This is a genomic window from Rhizobium aouanii, from assembly GCF_037002925.1.
Classification (GTDB): Bacteria; Pseudomonadota; Alphaproteobacteria; order Rhizobiales; family Rhizobiaceae; genus Rhizobium; species Rhizobium aouanii.
In genome coordinates this window covers 1-15,402 of sequence record NZ_JBAMYD010000015.1, presented here as the reverse complement: position 1 = coordinate 15,402, position 15,402 = coordinate 1, and the positions used below count along the sequence as shown (strand labels likewise).

Below are 15,402 nucleotides of genomic sequence, written 5' to 3'. Positions count from 1 at the left end.
GGCGAAAGCCGTGCGCCCGTTTTTCGTTTTCAGCGCAGTTTGCTGGCGTGGCCCCCTCATCCGCCTGCCGGCACCTTCTCCCCGCTGGGGCGAAGGGGATTTGCCGCAGCGTCTCGATTCCCTCTTCTCCCCAGCGGGGAGAAGGTGCCCGTAGGGCGGATGAGGGGGCTTCCTGCCGTGGATATTTCCGCATGAAGTTCAACAAGCTGCGCCTGGTCGGCTTCAAATCCTTCGTCGAGCCGACGGAATTCATCATCGAGCGCGGGTTGACCGGCGTTGTCGGCCCGAATGGCTGCGGCAAGTCGAACCTCGTCGAGGCGCTGCGCTGGGTGATGGGCGAGAATTCCTACAAGAACATGCGCGCCTCCGGCATGGACGACGTGATCTTTTCGGGCTCGGGCAACCGGCCGGCGCGCAATACCGCCGAAGTGGCGCTCTATCTCGACAATGCCGAGCGCACAGCACCTGCCGCCTTCAACGACAGCGACGAGATCCAGGTCACCCGCCGGATCGAGCGTGAACAGGGCTCGCTCTATCGCATCAACGGCAAGGAAAGCCGCGCCAAGGACGTGCAGTTGCTGTTTGCCGATGCCTCGACCGGCGCGCGTTCGCCCTCGATGGTCGGGCAGGGACGTATCGGCGAGCTGATCCAGGCCAAGCCGCAGGCCCGCCGCCAGCTGCTCGAAGAGGCGGCCGGCATTTCAGGCCTGCATTCGCGCCGCCACGAGGCCGAACTGCGGCTGCGCGCCGCCGAAGGCAATCTCGAGCGTCTCGACGACGTCACTTCGCAGCTGGAAAGCCAGATCGAAAGCCTGAAGCGCCAGGCCCGCCAGGCAAACCGCTTCAAGACGCTGTCTGCCGACATCCGCGCCCGCGAGGCGATGCTGCTGCATATCCGCTGGGTGCAGGCCAAGGAAGCCGAGGCCGAGGCCGACAGTGCCTTGAACCAGGCGACCTCCATCGTCGCCGAAAAGGCGCAGATGCAGATGGAGGCGGCGAAGAACCAGGCTGTCGCCAGCTTGAAGCTGCCGGAACTGCGCGAGGGCGAGGCGCGTGCGGCGGCTGCCCTGCAGCGCCTGCAGATCGCCAGAAGCCAGCTGGAGGAAGATGCCGGCCGCATCCTGCGCCGCCGCGACGAGCTGACCCGCCGTCTCGCCCAGCTTGCCGAGGATATAAGCCGCGAAGAGCGGCTGGTGGCCGACAATGCCGTCATCCTGGCGAGGCTCGATGCCGAAGAGGCGGAGATCTCGGAAATCCTCGCCGATTCCGGCCGTTATGCCGAGGAAACCCGCGAGGCGTTCGAGGGTGCGGCGGCAAAACTTGCCGACAGCGAGCGGATCTTCACCCAGCTGACGGCCGAACGCGCCGAGGCTGCTGCCGGCCGCAACCAGCTGGAACGCGCCATCCGCGATCTCGCTGACCGCAGGATGCGCCTCGAACGCCAGATGGATGAGGCGAACCGCGAACTCTCCGCCATCGGGGAGAAGATCGCCGGCCTGCCCGATCCCGACGAAAAACGCGCCATCGTCGAAGCCGGCGAGATCGCCGTCGCCGACGCGGAAGGTGCCGTTCAGGTGGTCGAACAGGCGCTGGCCGCCGCCCGCCAGACCGAGGCGCTGTCGCGCGCCCCGGTCGAGCAGGCCCGCTCGAGCCTGAATGCGCTGGAGACCGAGGCCCGCACCATTTCCCGCATGCTGGCCGCCGGTGCTGCGGCCGGCAAATTTCCGCCGGTCGCCGATGAGCTGAAGGTCGATCGCGGCTTCGAAACCGCACTCGGTGCCGCCCTCGGTGACGATCTTGAATCGCCGCTCGATGCCGAGGCGCCGGCCCATTGGTCGGACAATGGCAACGGTGCCGGCGATCCGACACTCCCATCCGGTGTTGCGCCGCTGCTGACCCATGTCCGCGCGCCGGCGGCACTCACCCGCCGTCTGCGCCAGATCGGCTTGGTCACAGAGGGCGATGCGCAGTCGCTGATGGCGGTGCTTAAGCCCGGCCAGCGGCTGGTGACCAAAGAGGGTGCGGTCTATCGCTGGGACGGCCATGTCACCGGTGCCGACGCCCCGAGTGCGGCCGCCCTTCGGTTGGCCCAGAAGAACCGCCTGGCCGAACTCGAAGGCGAAGCCACTCTTGCCCGCGACGTGCTTGCCGAAGCCGAAGAGCGGCAGGCAGCCGCCGCCGAAGCGATCCGCGCCGAGGAGCGTCGGCTTGCCGAGGCGCGCGACATGAGCCGCCTGTCGGCGCGCCATCTCACCGAGGCACGCGACGCGCTTGTTGCCGCCGAGCGTGCCTCCGGCGATCTGATCCGCCGCCGCGATGTCGTCAGCGAGGCTTCAAGCCAGCTGCGGTCGCAGCTGGAGGAGATCGCCATCCAGGAAGAAAATGCCCGCATCGAGCTGGAGGACGCGCCCGATCTGACTGCGATCGACGAGCGGCTGCGGTTCCAGCAGGCGGAAGTTTCGACCGATCGCGGCGCGCTGGCCGAAAGCCGCGCCCGCCATGAGAGCCTCGCGAGGGAAAACGAGGCCCGCCAGCGCCGCATCATGGCGATCGGCCAGGAGCGCGAGACCTGGCACCAGCGGGCGGCAAGTGCTGAAGACCATGTCGCGACACTGCGCGAGCGCGAGGAAGAGGCGCGGGACGAGGCAGCCGAGCTCGAACTGGCGCCGGATGAATTCGACGACAAGCGCCGCGCTCTGCTCAGCGAATTGCAGAAGGCCGAGGAGGCGCGCCGCCAGGCCAGCGACCTTCTGGCCGAGGCCGAGCGCATTCAGCGCGAGGCCGACCAGAAGGCAACGACGGCACTGTCGGAACTTGCCGAATGCCGTGAACGCCGCGGCCGCGCCGAGGAGCGCCTCGTCTCCGCCCGCGAGAAACGCCAGGAAAGCGAAGGCCGCATCCGCGAGGTCCTGAACGTCGCGCCGCACGAGGCGCTGCAGCTGACCGGCCGCCCGACCATGCAGGCGCTTCCCGATCCGCGCGAAGTCGAGCGCGAGCTGGAACGCCTGAGGATCGAGCGCGAGCGGCTCGGCGCCGTCAACCTGCGCGCCGACGAGGAGCAGAAGGAGCTGAGCGAAAAGCTCGAAGCGCTGATCAAGGAACGCGACGACGTCATCGATGCGATCCGCAAGCTGCGCGGCGCCATCCAGAGCCTCAACCGCGAGGGCCGCGAACGGCTGATCGCCGCCTTCGACATCGTCAACGCCCAGTTCCAGCGGCTCTTCACCCATCTTTTCGGCGGCGGTACCGCCGAGCTGCAGCTGATCGAATCCGACGATCCGCTGGAAGCCGGCCTCGAAATCCTCGCCCGCCCGCCCGGCAAGAAGCCGCAGACCATGACGCTGCTCTCCGGCGGCGAACAGGCGCTGACGGCAATGGCACTGATCTTTGCCGTCTTCCTCACCAATCCGGCGCCGATCTGCGTGCTCGACGAAGTGGACGCGCCGCTCGACGACCACAATGTCGAGCGCTACTGCAATCTGATGGACGAAATGGCGGCCTCCACCGAAACCCGCTTCGTCATCATCACCCACAATCCGATCACCATGGCCCGCATGAACCGCCTCTTCGGCGTCACCATGGCCGAGCAGGGCGTCTCCCAGCTCGTCTCCGTCGACCTGCAAATGGCCGAGCGCCTGCGCGAGATTGCCTGAGGTTTTCGACGAACGCGTTTTTTGCGTCGGGGAAGGGCTGATTGTCACTGGACATCCCGGCCCGGGAGATTGCCGCTTTGCCCCTCATCCGCCTGCCGGCACCTTCTCCCCGCTCGCGGGGCGAAGGGGATATGCCGCACCGGCTTCCTCAATCTCGACGTTGCGTTTGGCACGTCCCCTCGCCCCGCAAGCGGGGAGAGGGTTAGGGTGAGGGGCAGCCATTGGCGCCAACCGAGCATCCACGTCGACGCCGAGCGCAGACGCAATTTCAGCAAAGCTATGGCACGGGTTTGCGTCCAGAAATTGCGTAAAATCAAAGGTCAAGCAATAAACACCAAAAAAGGTCGGCTCTCTTGTCGCTTGTACCCCATTTGGGTGATGCTCTTTTCGCTGACTTGCATTAGAAGTTGTTTCAACGCAACCTAATTACTCTGCTCGAAAACGGGCGATCAACGGTTGCGCATTATCGAATTTGCATGCGGTTTTCCGGGCGAGGGCAAGAACCGGAAACCGAGAGGAAATCTTGGGAAGTAGCGATCTATTTTCCAGGAATTGCGTAAGACGAGGTCAGAGCGGTTCTGTTTTGAGAAAAAGCTGAGCCGTTTTTGGGTTGAGGGACCCCCCGTCCGGTTTTCCTGGCCGGACGGAAACAAGGCTTTGCGGGACATTGTTGCAGTCCCGCAAAGCTTTTTTTGTGCCTTTTTTCATGTCGGACATGTTTCAATCGTTTTGACCGCTTCGCAAGATTTATTGTGCAACGCAACATTTTGCCGCATTTGTCGATTTTCATTTCAACTCCAAGGGATTAAGCTAATCCCTAAGTTTGTTGACAGACGTCGCTCCCTACTCGGCGTCATCCTCGGCCTTGTGCCGAGGATCTGCTGCGCATCAACCGGTAGCAGATACTCGGGACAAGCCCGAGCATGACGAAAGAGGGCGCAGCGTTGTCGGCAGTCTGAGGGATTAAGCTGATCCCTTTGTGGTGTTGGGGGGAAGATGACCAAGTGGGTCTATAGGTTCGGCAACGGGCAGGCTGAGGGCCGGGCGCGCGATCACGGGATTCTGGGCGGCAAGGGCGCCAATCTCGCGGAAATGTGCGCCCTGGGACTTCCTGTGCCGCCGGGGCTGACGATCGTCAGCGACGCCTGCAACACCTATTACAAGAACGGCCGCCACATCGACAATGCGGTGAAGGCTGAGGTGCGCGCCGGCATATCGGCGATCGAGGCAATCACCGGCCGCCGCTTCGGCTCGGTCAGCCAGCCGCTGCTCTTATCGGTGCGCTCCGGCGCCCGCGTCTCTATGCCTGGCATGATGGACACCGTGCTCAATCTCGGCCTCAACGACGAGACGGTGCAGGCGCTCGGCCATGATGCCGGTGATGCGCGTTTTGCCTGGGACAGCTACCGCCGCTTCATCCAGATGTATGCCGATGTCGTCATGGGCCTCGGCAACGACGCCTTCGAGGAGATTTTGGAAGACGAGAAGGCCAAGCTCGGCCATGAATTCGATACCGAACTCAGCGCCTCGGAATGGCAGCATATCGTCTCGCTCTACAAGAAGCTGATCGAGGAGGAGCTGGAGCAGGAATTCCCGCAGGATCCCGAAGTCCAGCTCTGGGGCGCCGTCGGCGCCGTCTTTTCCAGCTGGATGAGCGCGCGCGCCGTCACCTACCGCCAGCTCCACAATATTCCGGAAGGCTGGGGCACGGCGATCAACATCCAGGCGATGGTCTTCGGCAATCTCGGCAATGCGTCCGCCACCGGCGTTGCCTTCACCCGCAACCCCTCGACCGGCGAAAGGGCGCTTTACGGCGAATTTCTGGTCAATGCCCAGGGCGAGGATGTCGTGGCCGGCATCCGCACGCCGCAAAGCATCACCGAGGAGGGGCGGATTTCCTCCGGCTCCGAAAAACCCTCGATGGAAAAGCTGATGCCGGAGGCGTTCCGCGAGCTCTGCCGCATCTGCACCGACCTCGAGATCCATTACCGCGACATGCAGGATATCGAATTCACCATCGAGCGCGGCAAGCTGTGGATGCTGCAGACCCGCTCGGCCAAGCGCTCGACCCGGGCGGCGATGAAGATCGCCGTCGATATGGTCGACGAGGGCGTGATTACCGAGGACGAGGCGGTGCTGCGCATCGAGCCCTCCAGCCTCGACCAGCTCTTGCACCCAACCATCGATCCGCGCGTCACCCGCCAGGTGATCGGCACCGGATTGCCGGCTTCGCCCGGCGCTGCCACCGGCGCGATCGTCTTCACCGCCGAAGAGGCCGTCGAGGCGGAAGCCGAAGGCCGCAAGGTCATTCTGCTGAGGGTCGAGACCAGCCCGGAGGACATTCACGGCATGCATGCCGCCGAAGGCATTCTGACGACCCGCGGCGGCATGACCAGCCATGCGGCGGTCGTTGCCCGCGGCATGGGCATCCCCTGCGTTGTCGGCGCCGGCACCATGCGCATCGACGCGCGCAACGAGCGGCTGCTCGGCGTCGGTGTCACGCTGAAGAAGGGCGATATCATCACCATCGACGGCTCGGCCGGCCAGGTGCTGAAGGGCGAAGTGCCGATGATCCAGCCGGAGCTGTCTGGCGATTTTGGCCGCATCATGGGCTGGGCCGATCGCGCCCGACGCATGACAGTTCGCACCAATGCCGATACGCCGGCCGATGCGCTGGCTGCCCGCTCCTTCGGCGCCGAAGGCATCGGCCTTTGCCGCACCGAGCACATGTTCTTCGAGGGCGAGCGCATCCATGTGATGCGCGAGATGATCCTTGCCGTCGACGAGAAGGGCAGGCGGCTGGCGCTCGACAAGCTGCTGCCGATGCAGCGGCTCGATTTCACCGGGCTCTTCACCGTCATGCACGGCCTGCCGGTGACGATCCGCCTGCTCGATCCGCCGCTGCACGAATTCCTGCCGAAGACCGATGACGAGGTCGCCGAGGTCGCCTTCGCCATGGGCATGGAGGCATCCGTGCTTCGCCAACGCGTCGATGCGTTGCACGAGTTCAACCCGATGCTCGGCCATCGCGGCTGCCGGCTGGCGATCTCCTATCCCGAAATCGTCGAGATGCAGGCCCGCGCCATCTTCGAGGCGGCGGTCGCCGCAGCCAAGGAGACCGGGGCTGCCGTCGTTCCGGAGATCATGGTGCCGCTCGTTGGCCTGCGCACCGAACTAGATTACGTCAAGGCGCGCATCGACGAGGTCGCCGGCGACGTCATGCGCGAGGCCGGCATGAAGATCGATTATCTCGTCGGCACGATGATCGAGCTGCCGCGCGCGGCCCTTCGCGCCCATGTGATTGCCGAAGCCGCCGAATTCTTCTCCTTCGGCACCAACGACCTGACGCAGACCACCTTCGGCATTTCGCGCGACGACGCCTCGGCCTTCATCCCCACCTATCAGCGCAAGGGCATCATCGAGCACGATCCCTTCATCTCGCTCGATTTCGACGGTGTCGGCGAACTGATCAGCATCGCCGCCGAACGGGGCAGGCGCACCCGCAACGACATGAAGCTCGGCATCTGCGGCGAACATGGCGGCGACCCGGCCTCGATCCGCTTCTGCGAGACGATCGGCCTCGATTATGTCTCCTGCTCGCCCTTCCGCGTGCCGATCGCCAGGCTGGCGGCAGCGCAGGCGGTGATTGCAGCCAGTCTGGAAGAGATCCGGCGGGGTCCGAAAGACCTGCGGGCGAGCGTGTAGGATATTCGGTGTAGGGCAGGGCGCCCTCGGCACTCAGTAGCGATAGCGCCAACGGTCGCGGTAGTACGGTCCGTTCAGGTCCCAGGCCATGCGGTTCATCATCTCGGCACTCTGCGCCCGCGATTCCGCGCGCCGGTCGAGATCGATGCGCTGCAGGCAGGTGGCAAAACCATCCGTGCCGCGCCGGAAGCCATAGCTCAGGCACCGCTGCTCATCCGCCGCCCGCCGCTCCTCCGGCGTCATCGTCTGGCAGGCGGAAAGCCCGGCGACGATGGTGGCCATGACGGTGACGAGAAGACGAATGCGCATCGGTTTGGTCCTTGGAATGCTTTTCCCTGAGGAAAGGCCATTCGGGCGGGGGCGTCAAGCCATCCTTGGCCTGGAGATCGCTGAGATCAGCCCCTCATCCGGCTGCCGCCACCTTCTCCCCGCTCGCGGGGCGAAGGGACCATGCCGCGACCTCTCCGTTCCCCTTCCACCTCTCGCGTGGCACGTCCCCTCTCCCCGTCAGAACGGGGAGAGGGTTAGGGTTAGGGTTAGGGTGAGGGGCAGCCATCGGCACGAACTAACAGCCGCGGTATGCTCTACGCCGCCCCAGCCGGATCCCCGATCGGCAGCAGCGCCGGATTGAGCGGCGGATCCTGAGGATTCTTCGTGTCGCCCGGGTCCTGTGCCGGCGTCAGCGGCGGTTTTTCCTGGATGCGGTCGGGAATGCCAGGCGTCGGCGTCGGGCCGCGCGGCGTATCGGCATTGGGTGTCGGGATCGGGTCTCTGTTCGGCATGAGTGCCTCCTTTTCCAAAAAGGAACGGCAGGCTTGGCACATGGTTCCACTTTCGCCGGCCAACCTTTCTATGCATGAGGGCCATTCCTATGTATGAGGGACGCATGGCCACTCCATGAGCGGCCGGAAACTCTGGAACGAGCATGGCCCTTCGCGATCGATTTTCGAAAAAACTGAACTGTCCGCAATGCGGCAATGAGGGCTTTGCCGAAGCCTCGGAAGTTGATGATCCCAAGCGCAAGCACCCGGATTTCAAGGTCGATCAGCTGCCGCGCGGTTTTGGCGTGCAGCGGCCTGCCAATCATCAGGAAAACTTCGTGATCAAATGCGAATGCGGGCGCAAGTTCCCCTTCCGCAGTGTTGCGGAAGCCGCGGCCGAGCGCCGCTAAAATCTTGATCTGGAACTAGATCCGCTCCAGCAGTTCGATGAAGGCATCGGCGAAACGCACCAGCGGCGCGGTCTCTTCATCAGGCGCCTGCATGCGGATCTCGGTGCCGTTATCATCGAGCAGCGCCAGCACGACGCGCATCTCCTGGCCATCACCGGGAATGCGCAGCACGGCGATGCGGCGGCAATCATCGATGAGGCCGCCGGCCGGAAGGTCGAACAGCAGTTCGCCGCCGGATCGTGCCGCCGCCTGGCGCACCGCCTCGCAGAAGCCGGCATCGCCGTCGGCATAACCTTCGAGCGAAAGTTCGAGCTCGAGCAGCTCCAGCGGCAGCATCGGCTCGGACTGGTGGTCGATCCCGCCAAGCGCAGATGCCTGCGGGCTCGCTGCAATCTCGGGTGAAATCATCCCGTCTCTCCTCTATATCTGGAGATGAAACCGCGGCAGAATGGCCTTTTTTTGACATATCAGCAAGGGCTTATGAAGAAGCCGCCGTTTCACCATGGCCTTCGCCGTGGATTCCAACGCGATGCCTCAGACAATCGTTTCAATTGAGCCGAATCTTGCCCCAGATCCGGATGATTCTGGGTCGGGCCGGCCTAAAATCTGAATCCGGATCTAAATCAAAGAATAGAGCATGACGTCGTCCGAAAACCGCTTCACACTTTTCGGCATCATGCTCTAAACAGGGTTGAGGCGATTTGCGTGGTCGAACGCGCGGGCGCTGACGAGCAACCGGTAAGTTTGATGGCCATCCGCTATGACCGCCCCGTTTCCAGCGCCGCCCGCTCTTCGCGGCTCATCGGGGCGTTTTCCCTGGTGCTGGCGCTGGCAGTGATGATCGCCCACCGCTTCGGCGGCCTCGCCACGCCCTATCTGGTGCTGCTGCTGATTGTCGCTGCCGGCTGCGCGCTGCTCGCGGCGATGCTGGCAGCCATCGGGCTGCGCAGCCTCTGGATGACGGGGGCTGAGGGCGGATTGGCGGCGCTGGCGGCGCTGATCTATGCCGCCTTTCCGCTGGCGCTTGGCGCCTATGCCACCGAGCGCTATCTGACGCTGCCCGATATCTACGACGTTTCCACCGATCCGGTCTCCGCGCCCGACTGGCTTTCCTATCCGTATTTCGACCAGATCTGGCTGAAGCGCAAGGTGCAGGTGACGCCGGAGGATCGCGAAAAGCAGCTCACCGCTTATCCCGAACTCACCGGCCGGCGCTATGAGGGCGCGCTCGACCGCGTGCTGGAGGCTGTGCGCAAGGTCGCCAAGATGAGCGGCATGACCATCACCGAGAGCAGCGGCGATACCGAGCCCGGCCGCGACCCCGAAGACAGGCCGCTCAAGCCGCCGCAGCCGGGCGACGATGCCGTGGCCGATGCGCCCGATATCATCCCCGTGCCGACGCCGCGCCCCTATGACGACGACGTCGCCAAGCTGATCCGCGGCGTCAACGGCGTGACGCTGCAGGGCACCACCCGCACGCTGATCCTCGGCCTGCGCTTCGATTTCATCATTCGGCTCCGCGAAGAGGCCGAAACCACCTTCGTCGACATCCGCGTCGCCTCCCGCTACGGCCAACACGACCTCGGCTTCAGCGCCGAAATCGCCGGCGATTACCTAAAGGCGCTGGATGCTGAATTGCTGGGGATTGCGGGTGGGTGAGCAACGGTGGCGCAAAGCGCCAGCAATCGATCCAGCGAATCGATTGCAGTTGCGAACGCCCTGAGCCCAAGCGAAGGGCCGGGATAGGGTGCGGCGGACTCGACAATCTTGCACCGCATTAAGGAGGAGAGGGGCTGTTAGGGGAAGCAACCTCTCCGGCCCAGGAGATCGCAGAGGCCTGCCCCTCATCCGCCTGCCGGCACCTTCTCCCCGCTTGCGGGGCGAAGGGGGATAGCCGCGACCTCTCCGTTCCTCGCCCATCTCTCGCAGGGCACGTCCCCTCTCCCCGTTTTTACGGGGAGAGGGTTAGGGTGAGGGGCAGGCATCCGCGCAAACCGAACAGCGCATCTGCCATCCGCGCAAAGGCGCACGCCCCTCACTCCACCACCAACCACCCCGTATACCGCACCACCAACCCCGTCAGCCGCCCGCCGATCTCCACGTGGAAGTGGAACCGCCCATCGCGCTCCTCCTCATAGGTATCCCCGTCGGGCGCCAGAAACAGCGGCAGTGGAATCCCTAAAAACCGCCAGCCGCGCACCACGAGCCGCAGCTTTCCCCCATCCGGCACCGGCGCCATCAGCACCCGGAACGGCCCGAAGACCTCGGCGAGCAGATGCCGGTCGCGGCCCTTTCCCTCGACCTGGATGCTGCGGAAGATTTTGCCGCCGAAATCGCGCGTCCAGATCTCCTTGTCGCCGTCGGGCACGAAGCGCACCGTAACCGGCACATCCTCGCCCGCCCGGGGAAAACCGATTACCCCGGCGACGATCCTGGCCAGCAGCCCGCCGCCGCGCTCGATCCGCGCCCGGCCGGAGGCGACGCGCGCGCCGCCGGCATGGAGAGCCGATATGGCCGGCGGCAGCTGATCCCAGGCGCTGCCGAGAATCTGCCGGTAGAGCGGCAGGGGCATCTCCTCGTTTTCCATGCTGATGCCGGATGTGATCGAAAAACGCTGGAAGGCCGCTTCGAAATCCGCAAGCTGCAATTCGCCGGCCGCCGGCCGCGCCCCATTCTCCGGCCGCACGCCGCTCAGCAGCCGACGCACCAGCGCGTCGACGCCGATAACAGGAATGAACGGCCCGTCATCACCTTCGGCAATCAGATGCCAGCCGGAGGTCAACCGCTCGCCCGCGTGATCGATGCCGCTGATGCGCACGAACATGCCGCCGCGATGTTCGCCGACTGCGAAAGCATGGCTGGCGCGCTGCAGCAGCGGCGCAAACGGCAGCAGCGACGGCAGCAGCCGGAAGTGCACAAGCCTTGCCGCAAGGCTGAGCAGGTGCTGCAGCGGCTGCGGCTCCGTTCCGACCCCGGTGAAGCTGGATTTGAGATCGGCAAAGCGTGCCGGCAGCAGCGTGAGATCCGGCGCATCCACCAGCAGGAATTTCCGGCTGCGCAGCGGCTTAACCCCCGGCGGCGCCACCGTCACCCGCATCGCATCGATCAGCCCGCGCCCGGCGGCCGGCCGTCCATCGCGCCGAACGATGATCTTCTTGCCGGCATAACTCGCGATCGCCCTCACGACATTCAGCCCGATCCGCACATGCGCCGACGGCGCAATGCCCGCCGTGACACTGTCGATACGGGAGAAATGCGGCGCCATCGCATCGAGTGCGGCGAAGGAAAGCGCAGGCAGGCTGCTGAGCCCCGAGAGCGCGAAGGTGCCCTTGGCCTTGGCGGCCGCATCCAGCCCACCGATGCCGGCGACGAAACCGGTGCTGTCGGCAATATCGGCATAGTCGATGCCGAGGTCGATGCAGGCCTCGGCGACCTTATAGCCATCCTTGCCGAAGCTCTGGAACGGCCCCGAGGCATCGACGACCAGATCGGGCCTCATCCGCGTCAGCTGTTCGGGGAGATCACCGTCACGATCGAAGGCCACGGCCTGCACCAACGCGCCGAGATTGTTGCTTCCCAGGCCCTCGGCGCCATCTTTCGGCGTCCGCAGATCCGCAACGAAATCGTCGGCCTTTTCAAGCGAGCGCCCCGCAACCAGCAGCCTGAGCCGCGGTTCATCGCCAAGCAGCTGGGCGAGCCGCCCGCCGAAGGTGCCGTAGCCGCCGATGATGAGCAGGCAAAATCTCGCCTCGCTCATGCGATGAACCGGCTGCGCTGCTCCGGCGTCGGCACCATGCAGCTTTGCCGGCCGGCAATCTTCAGCCTGTTGCGGGCGATGAATTCATAGAGCGCATCGGCCGCACGCCGCGGCAGCAGCCGGAAAATCTTCACCAGCGAATAGGGAAAGCCGAGCCCCGCCACCATGCGGATCGAGCCGTCGGACTTGAAGAAGGCGCGGCCGTTTTCGATCAGGATATTGGTCTCGTAGTCGCGCGCATGCAGCCCGTAATGCCGGTAAAGCGCGGCGCCGATCGGCGTCTGCGCCGCCAGGAAGCGGTATCGCTGCTGCTTGTCATGTTTCAGTGCGAATTTCACCCAGCCGGAGCAGAACACGCATTCGCCATCGAAGATGATCAACGGCCGGTCATCGGCAAAGGCGGGCACATCGGCATCGTCGCGATAGCTGTAATCGGCTTGAGCCCGCATCATCATCTCCCCCTCATCTCCCTTACGCCGGCCGGTAGAGGGCGGCAAGCGAAGGCGGCCCATCCGCCGCAATCTCGCCGCGCTCCAAAAGATCCTCGATATGGGCGAGCACGGAAAGCGCGGCCGCCCCATGCAGCTTCGGATCGGTATCGCGATAGATCACCTTCACCATCTCGGCAATCCGCCCGTCGCCGGCCTGGACGCGCGCCAGCACCGCCTGCTCGCGCCTGAGGCGATGCGCCTTCAGCGCCCGGAGGAAAGTCGAGGGCTCCGTCACCGGCCCGCCATGGCCGGGCAGCAACAGCCGGTCCTGGCGCTCGATCAGCCGATCGAGCGATTCCATGTAATCCGCCATCGACCCATCCGGCGGCGCGACGATCGAGGTCGACCAGGCCATGACGTGATCGCCGGAGAAGAGGATGTTGCGGCCCTCAAGTGCGAAGGCGGCATGATTGGCCGTGTGCCCCGGCGTCAGCACCGCGCTCAGCGCCCAGCCGTCACCCAATAGGGTCTGACCGTCACCGAGCGTTATGTCGGGCACGAATGATAGATCCGAGCTTTCGGCAAAGGGATTGATCTCGCCCTCCCGCAGCGGCCGCGCCGGCCGGTGCGGCCCTTGCCCAACCGTCACCGCCCCCGTTGCCGCCTGCAGGCGCTTGGCCAGCGGCGAGTGGTCGCGATGCGTGTGGCTGACGAGGATATGCGTCACCGCGCGGCCGGCAAGGGCTGCCATCAGCGCCTGAAAATGCGCCTCGTCCTCCGGGCCGGGATCGATGACCGCGACCGAGGAAGAGCCGACGATATAGCTGTTGGTGCCGAAAAAGGTGAAAGGCCCGGGATTGTTCACTGTCACCCGCTCGACCCCTGAAACAACCGGCACGGCCTGCCCATAGGCCGGCTCGAAAGCGAGGTCGAAAGCGGGACTGTCCATGAAGGAATGATCTCGGGCCGATGACGTCGCCAGTTTCTAGCACGACGGCGGATGCTGTGCAGCGCATAAATCTGCGCCGGGTTAAACTTAGTCATTGTGACAGGCGAAGAGCTTTGCTAATCAGGCGTCGATTTGAGCAGGCGGTTTCCGCTCAAGCTCTGGTGGGGCGTCGCCAAGCGGTAAGGCAACGGTTTTTGGTACCGTCATCCCTGGTTCGAATCCAGGCGCCCCAGCCACGCTAATTTTTACGCTTTTATTCCTGATCTTTGCGCCCGCATGAAGCGGCGCGGGGCGTCTCCTATGTCATAATAAAGATGATTATAGGATTGTATTGATATCTTTACCAACATATAGATATGATTACGATTATAAAGATATCTATATGATGAGGCCTTTATGGCACGACCAAACCCAGAAAGCGCTCTGCGCTTCCCGCTCTCAACAATTTTGGGGAACGAAACGAATGTGCGGGTGATGCGGGAATTATCGCTTCACGGCGGGCAATTGAGTGTTGGCAATCTCATCAACAGAACCAAAATATCCCGCCCTCCCATACTCGCCTCGTTGGCAACCCTCACAAGTTTTCAAGTCGTTATCGAAAGTGGAGCCGGATATGCCCGTCTTTTTAGTCTCAATCGAGACTCGCCGTTCTCTACCCCGGTGCAAGCCCTGTTCGAGACGGAGGAAAGGCGTTTTGCCGATATCCTTGCCGCAGTGAAAGAATGCGCCTCCCTCTTCGGGGACAAAGTTGTGGCGGCATGGGTATTTGGCAGCGTCGCGAGGGGGGAAGACAACGCCTCAAGCGATCTGGACGTGGCGCTCATAGCTGATGCGCCAGACATCGAAACGATACAAAACGGAAGCATCGATTTTCTGGCAGCCAAAGGAAAAGAGCTATCCTTTGCGCCATCGATCAACACCCTGTCTATCACTGACCTGAAACGATTGCGCCAAAGCGGCGATCCCTTATGGAAAGCGTTTCTAAACGAAGGACTGGTAGTGCTTGGGCCTCGTCCGGAATCAATAAAGATGTGAAGAGATTACGTTGACCAGAAGCGGCCCCTCGAAACCCTCCGACGCTCGCCATGGTGCAAATCGCTTGATAATCGCCAGGGGATTTCTGGAATCGGCTAAATTTCAAATCAGCAGTGCTCAAGCAGGAACACTCGGAAATCCGATTGCCGCGACTGTGGTCAACGCAGCAATCGCCTATACGGATGCACTGACGGCAACCTTCGCGAATAAGATAAACCAAAACGATCACGCAGCGGTCATCAAGACTTTGCGAGACGCATTGGGCAATCGACTGCCAAAATCCCAGGAGACCAGGCTAACTCGCATTCTCGGGAATAAAGACTTAGCCCAATACGGCGGCCGTTTCATGCTGCTATCCGACGCGGAATCTCTATTCGAGCAGTTGAGGGAATACGCAGAATGGGTGGAAAATGAGATGACCCGTCGCTGACCTAACCTCCACGCCAGTCGCTATCTCCGCCGTCCTGCGGGGGCGTGGGTCCGTAAGGCAACGGTTTTTGGTACGTCATCCCTGGTTCGAATCCAGGAGCCCACGGAATGTATTTTTGATAGATATATCAAATTTCTAGTGAAATTTTTTGGGGCTAGGCGTTACAACTCGCGGATGATGCATACGCTTCGATGCTACACCCTCTCCGATCTTTTTTGACTGCCTCCTAACCTGGCTTGAATGACATTCAACACTATGGCGGCGAACGGGT

General features: G+C 63.3%; 12 protein-coding genes and 1 tRNA gene. 7 read left to right on the top strand and 6 right to left on the bottom strand.

What is annotated here, in order from left to right; genetic code table 11:
* The first annotated feature begins 191 nt into the window (after positions 1-191).
* Positions 192-3,653, top strand: a complete 3,462-nt coding sequence (locus V8P77_RS24330) for a chromosome segregation SMC family protein (protein ID WP_335914561.1) — start codon at positions 192-194, stop codon at positions 3,651-3,653.
* Positions 3,654-4,649: 996 nt separating this feature from the next.
* On the top strand, positions 4,650-7,358 hold the full coding sequence (ppdK, locus tag V8P77_RS24325; RefSeq protein ID WP_335914560.1) for a pyruvate, phosphate dikinase: 2,709 nt from the start codon (positions 4,650-4,652) through the stop codon (positions 7,356-7,358).
* A 33-nt stretch (positions 7,359-7,391) separates the two neighbouring features.
* Here the strand turns inward: ppdK and V8P77_RS24320 are convergent, their stop codons facing one another.
* Positions 7,392-7,667 (bottom strand): hypothetical protein, encoded by a 276-nt coding sequence (locus V8P77_RS24320; RefSeq protein WP_335914559.1) that lies wholly within the window; start codon positions 7,665-7,667, stop codon positions 7,392-7,394.
* 275 nt (positions 7,668-7,942) lie between these two features.
* Positions 7,943-8,140 carry a hypothetical protein gene (locus V8P77_RS24315; protein WP_065282354.1) on the bottom strand — a complete coding sequence of 66 codons (198 nt, stop codon included), beginning with the start codon at positions 8,138-8,140 and terminating at the stop codon, positions 7,943-7,945.
* Between the two features lie 143 nt (positions 8,141-8,283).
* Between V8P77_RS24315 and V8P77_RS24310 the strand changes: the two genes are divergently transcribed.
* Positions 8,284-8,529, top strand: coding sequence for a hypothetical protein (locus V8P77_RS24310; protein WP_131710409.1), 246 nt, complete (start codon positions 8,284-8,286; stop codon positions 8,527-8,529).
* 15 nt (positions 8,530-8,544) lie between these two features.
* Here V8P77_RS24310 and V8P77_RS24305 read toward each other — a convergent pair whose 3' ends face one another.
* Complete coding sequence (locus V8P77_RS24305; protein WP_335914558.1) at positions 8,545-8,937, bottom strand: hypothetical protein; 393 nt, start codon at positions 8,935-8,937, stop codon at positions 8,545-8,547.
* A gap of 339 nt (positions 8,938-9,276) precedes the next feature.
* On the opposite strand from V8P77_RS24305, the gene V8P77_RS24300 reads away from it, so the two are divergent.
* Entirely contained in the window at positions 9,277-10,188 is a 912-nt protein-coding gene (locus V8P77_RS24300; protein ID WP_335914557.1) for a DUF1499 domain-containing protein, read from the top strand.
* Between the two features lie 376 nt (positions 10,189-10,564).
* Here the strand turns inward: V8P77_RS24300 and V8P77_RS24295 are convergent, their stop codons facing one another.
* The 3 genes from V8P77_RS24295 to V8P77_RS24285 are packed head-to-tail and all read right to left on the bottom strand — an operon-like array spanning position 10,565 to position 13,666.
* Positions 10,565-12,286 carry a saccharopine dehydrogenase family protein gene (locus V8P77_RS24295; protein ID WP_335914556.1) on the bottom strand — a complete coding sequence of 574 codons (1,722 nt, stop codon included), beginning with the start codon at positions 12,284-12,286 and terminating at the stop codon, positions 10,565-10,567.
* Complete coding sequence (locus tag V8P77_RS24290) at positions 12,283-12,741, bottom strand: thiol-disulfide oxidoreductase DCC family protein (protein ID WP_335914555.1); 459 nt, start codon at positions 12,739-12,741, stop codon at positions 12,283-12,285. Before V8P77_RS24290 ends, V8P77_RS24295 begins: the two co-directional genes overlap by 4 nt.
* Before the next feature lie 16 nt (positions 12,742-12,757).
* A complete protein-coding gene (locus V8P77_RS24285) occupies positions 12,758-13,666 on the bottom strand; it encodes an MBL fold metallo-hydrolase (protein ID WP_335914554.1) in 909 nt (302 codons plus the stop codon).
* A 162-nt stretch (positions 13,667-13,828) separates the two neighbouring features.
* On the opposite strand from V8P77_RS24285, the gene V8P77_RS24280 reads away from it, so the two are divergent.
* From V8P77_RS24280 to V8P77_RS24270, 3 genes are all read left to right on the top strand, one after another.
* Positions 13,829-13,902: transfer RNA gene (locus V8P77_RS24280), tRNA-Gln, on the top strand.
* 160 nt (positions 13,903-14,062) lie between these two features.
* On the top strand, positions 14,063-14,701 hold the full coding sequence (locus tag V8P77_RS24275) for a nucleotidyltransferase domain-containing protein (RefSeq protein ID WP_335914553.1): 639 nt from the start codon (positions 14,063-14,065) through the stop codon (positions 14,699-14,701).
* Between the two features lie 10 nt (positions 14,702-14,711).
* Complete coding sequence (locus V8P77_RS24270; RefSeq protein ID WP_335914552.1) at positions 14,712-15,131, top strand: hypothetical protein; 420 nt, start codon at positions 14,712-14,714, stop codon at positions 15,129-15,131.
* Positions 15,132-15,402 lie beyond the last annotated feature (271 nt).

Excerpts from the sequence above, each read along its gene's own strand:
- V8P77_RS24330 (WP_335914561.1), top strand. The coding sequence starts at position 192 with ATGAAGTTCAACAAGCTGCGCCTGGTCGGCTTCAAATCCTTCGTCGAG.
- ppdK (WP_335914560.1), top strand. The coding sequence starts at position 4,650 with ATGACCAAGTGGGTCTATAGGTTCGGCAACGGGCAGGCTGAGGGCCGG.
- V8P77_RS24320 (WP_335914559.1), bottom strand. The coding sequence starts at position 7,667 with ATGCGCATTCGTCTTCTCGTCACCGTCATGGCCACCATCGTCGCCGGG.
- V8P77_RS24315 (WP_065282354.1), bottom strand. The coding sequence starts at position 8,140 with ATGCCGAACAGAGACCCGATCCCGACACCCAATGCCGATACGCCGCGC.
- V8P77_RS24310 (WP_131710409.1), top strand. The coding sequence starts at position 8,284 with ATGGCCCTTCGCGATCGATTTTCGAAAAAACTGAACTGTCCGCAATGC.
- V8P77_RS24305 (WP_335914558.1), bottom strand. The coding sequence starts at position 8,937 with ATGATTTCACCCGAGATTGCAGCGAGCCCGCAGGCATCTGCGCTTGGC.
- V8P77_RS24300 (WP_335914557.1), top strand. The coding sequence starts at position 9,277 with ATGGCCATCCGCTATGACCGCCCCGTTTCCAGCGCCGCCCGCTCTTCG.
- V8P77_RS24295 (WP_335914556.1), bottom strand. The coding sequence starts at position 12,286 with ATGAGCGAGGCGAGATTTTGCCTGCTCATCATCGGCGGCTACGGCACC.
- V8P77_RS24290 (WP_335914555.1), bottom strand. The coding sequence starts at position 12,741 with ATGATGATGCGGGCTCAAGCCGATTACAGCTATCGCGACGATGCCGAT.
- V8P77_RS24285 (WP_335914554.1), bottom strand. The coding sequence starts at position 13,666 with ATGGACAGTCCCGCTTTCGACCTCGCTTTCGAGCCGGCCTATGGGCAG.
- V8P77_RS24275 (WP_335914553.1), top strand. The coding sequence starts at position 14,063 with ATGGCACGACCAAACCCAGAAAGCGCTCTGCGCTTCCCGCTCTCAACA.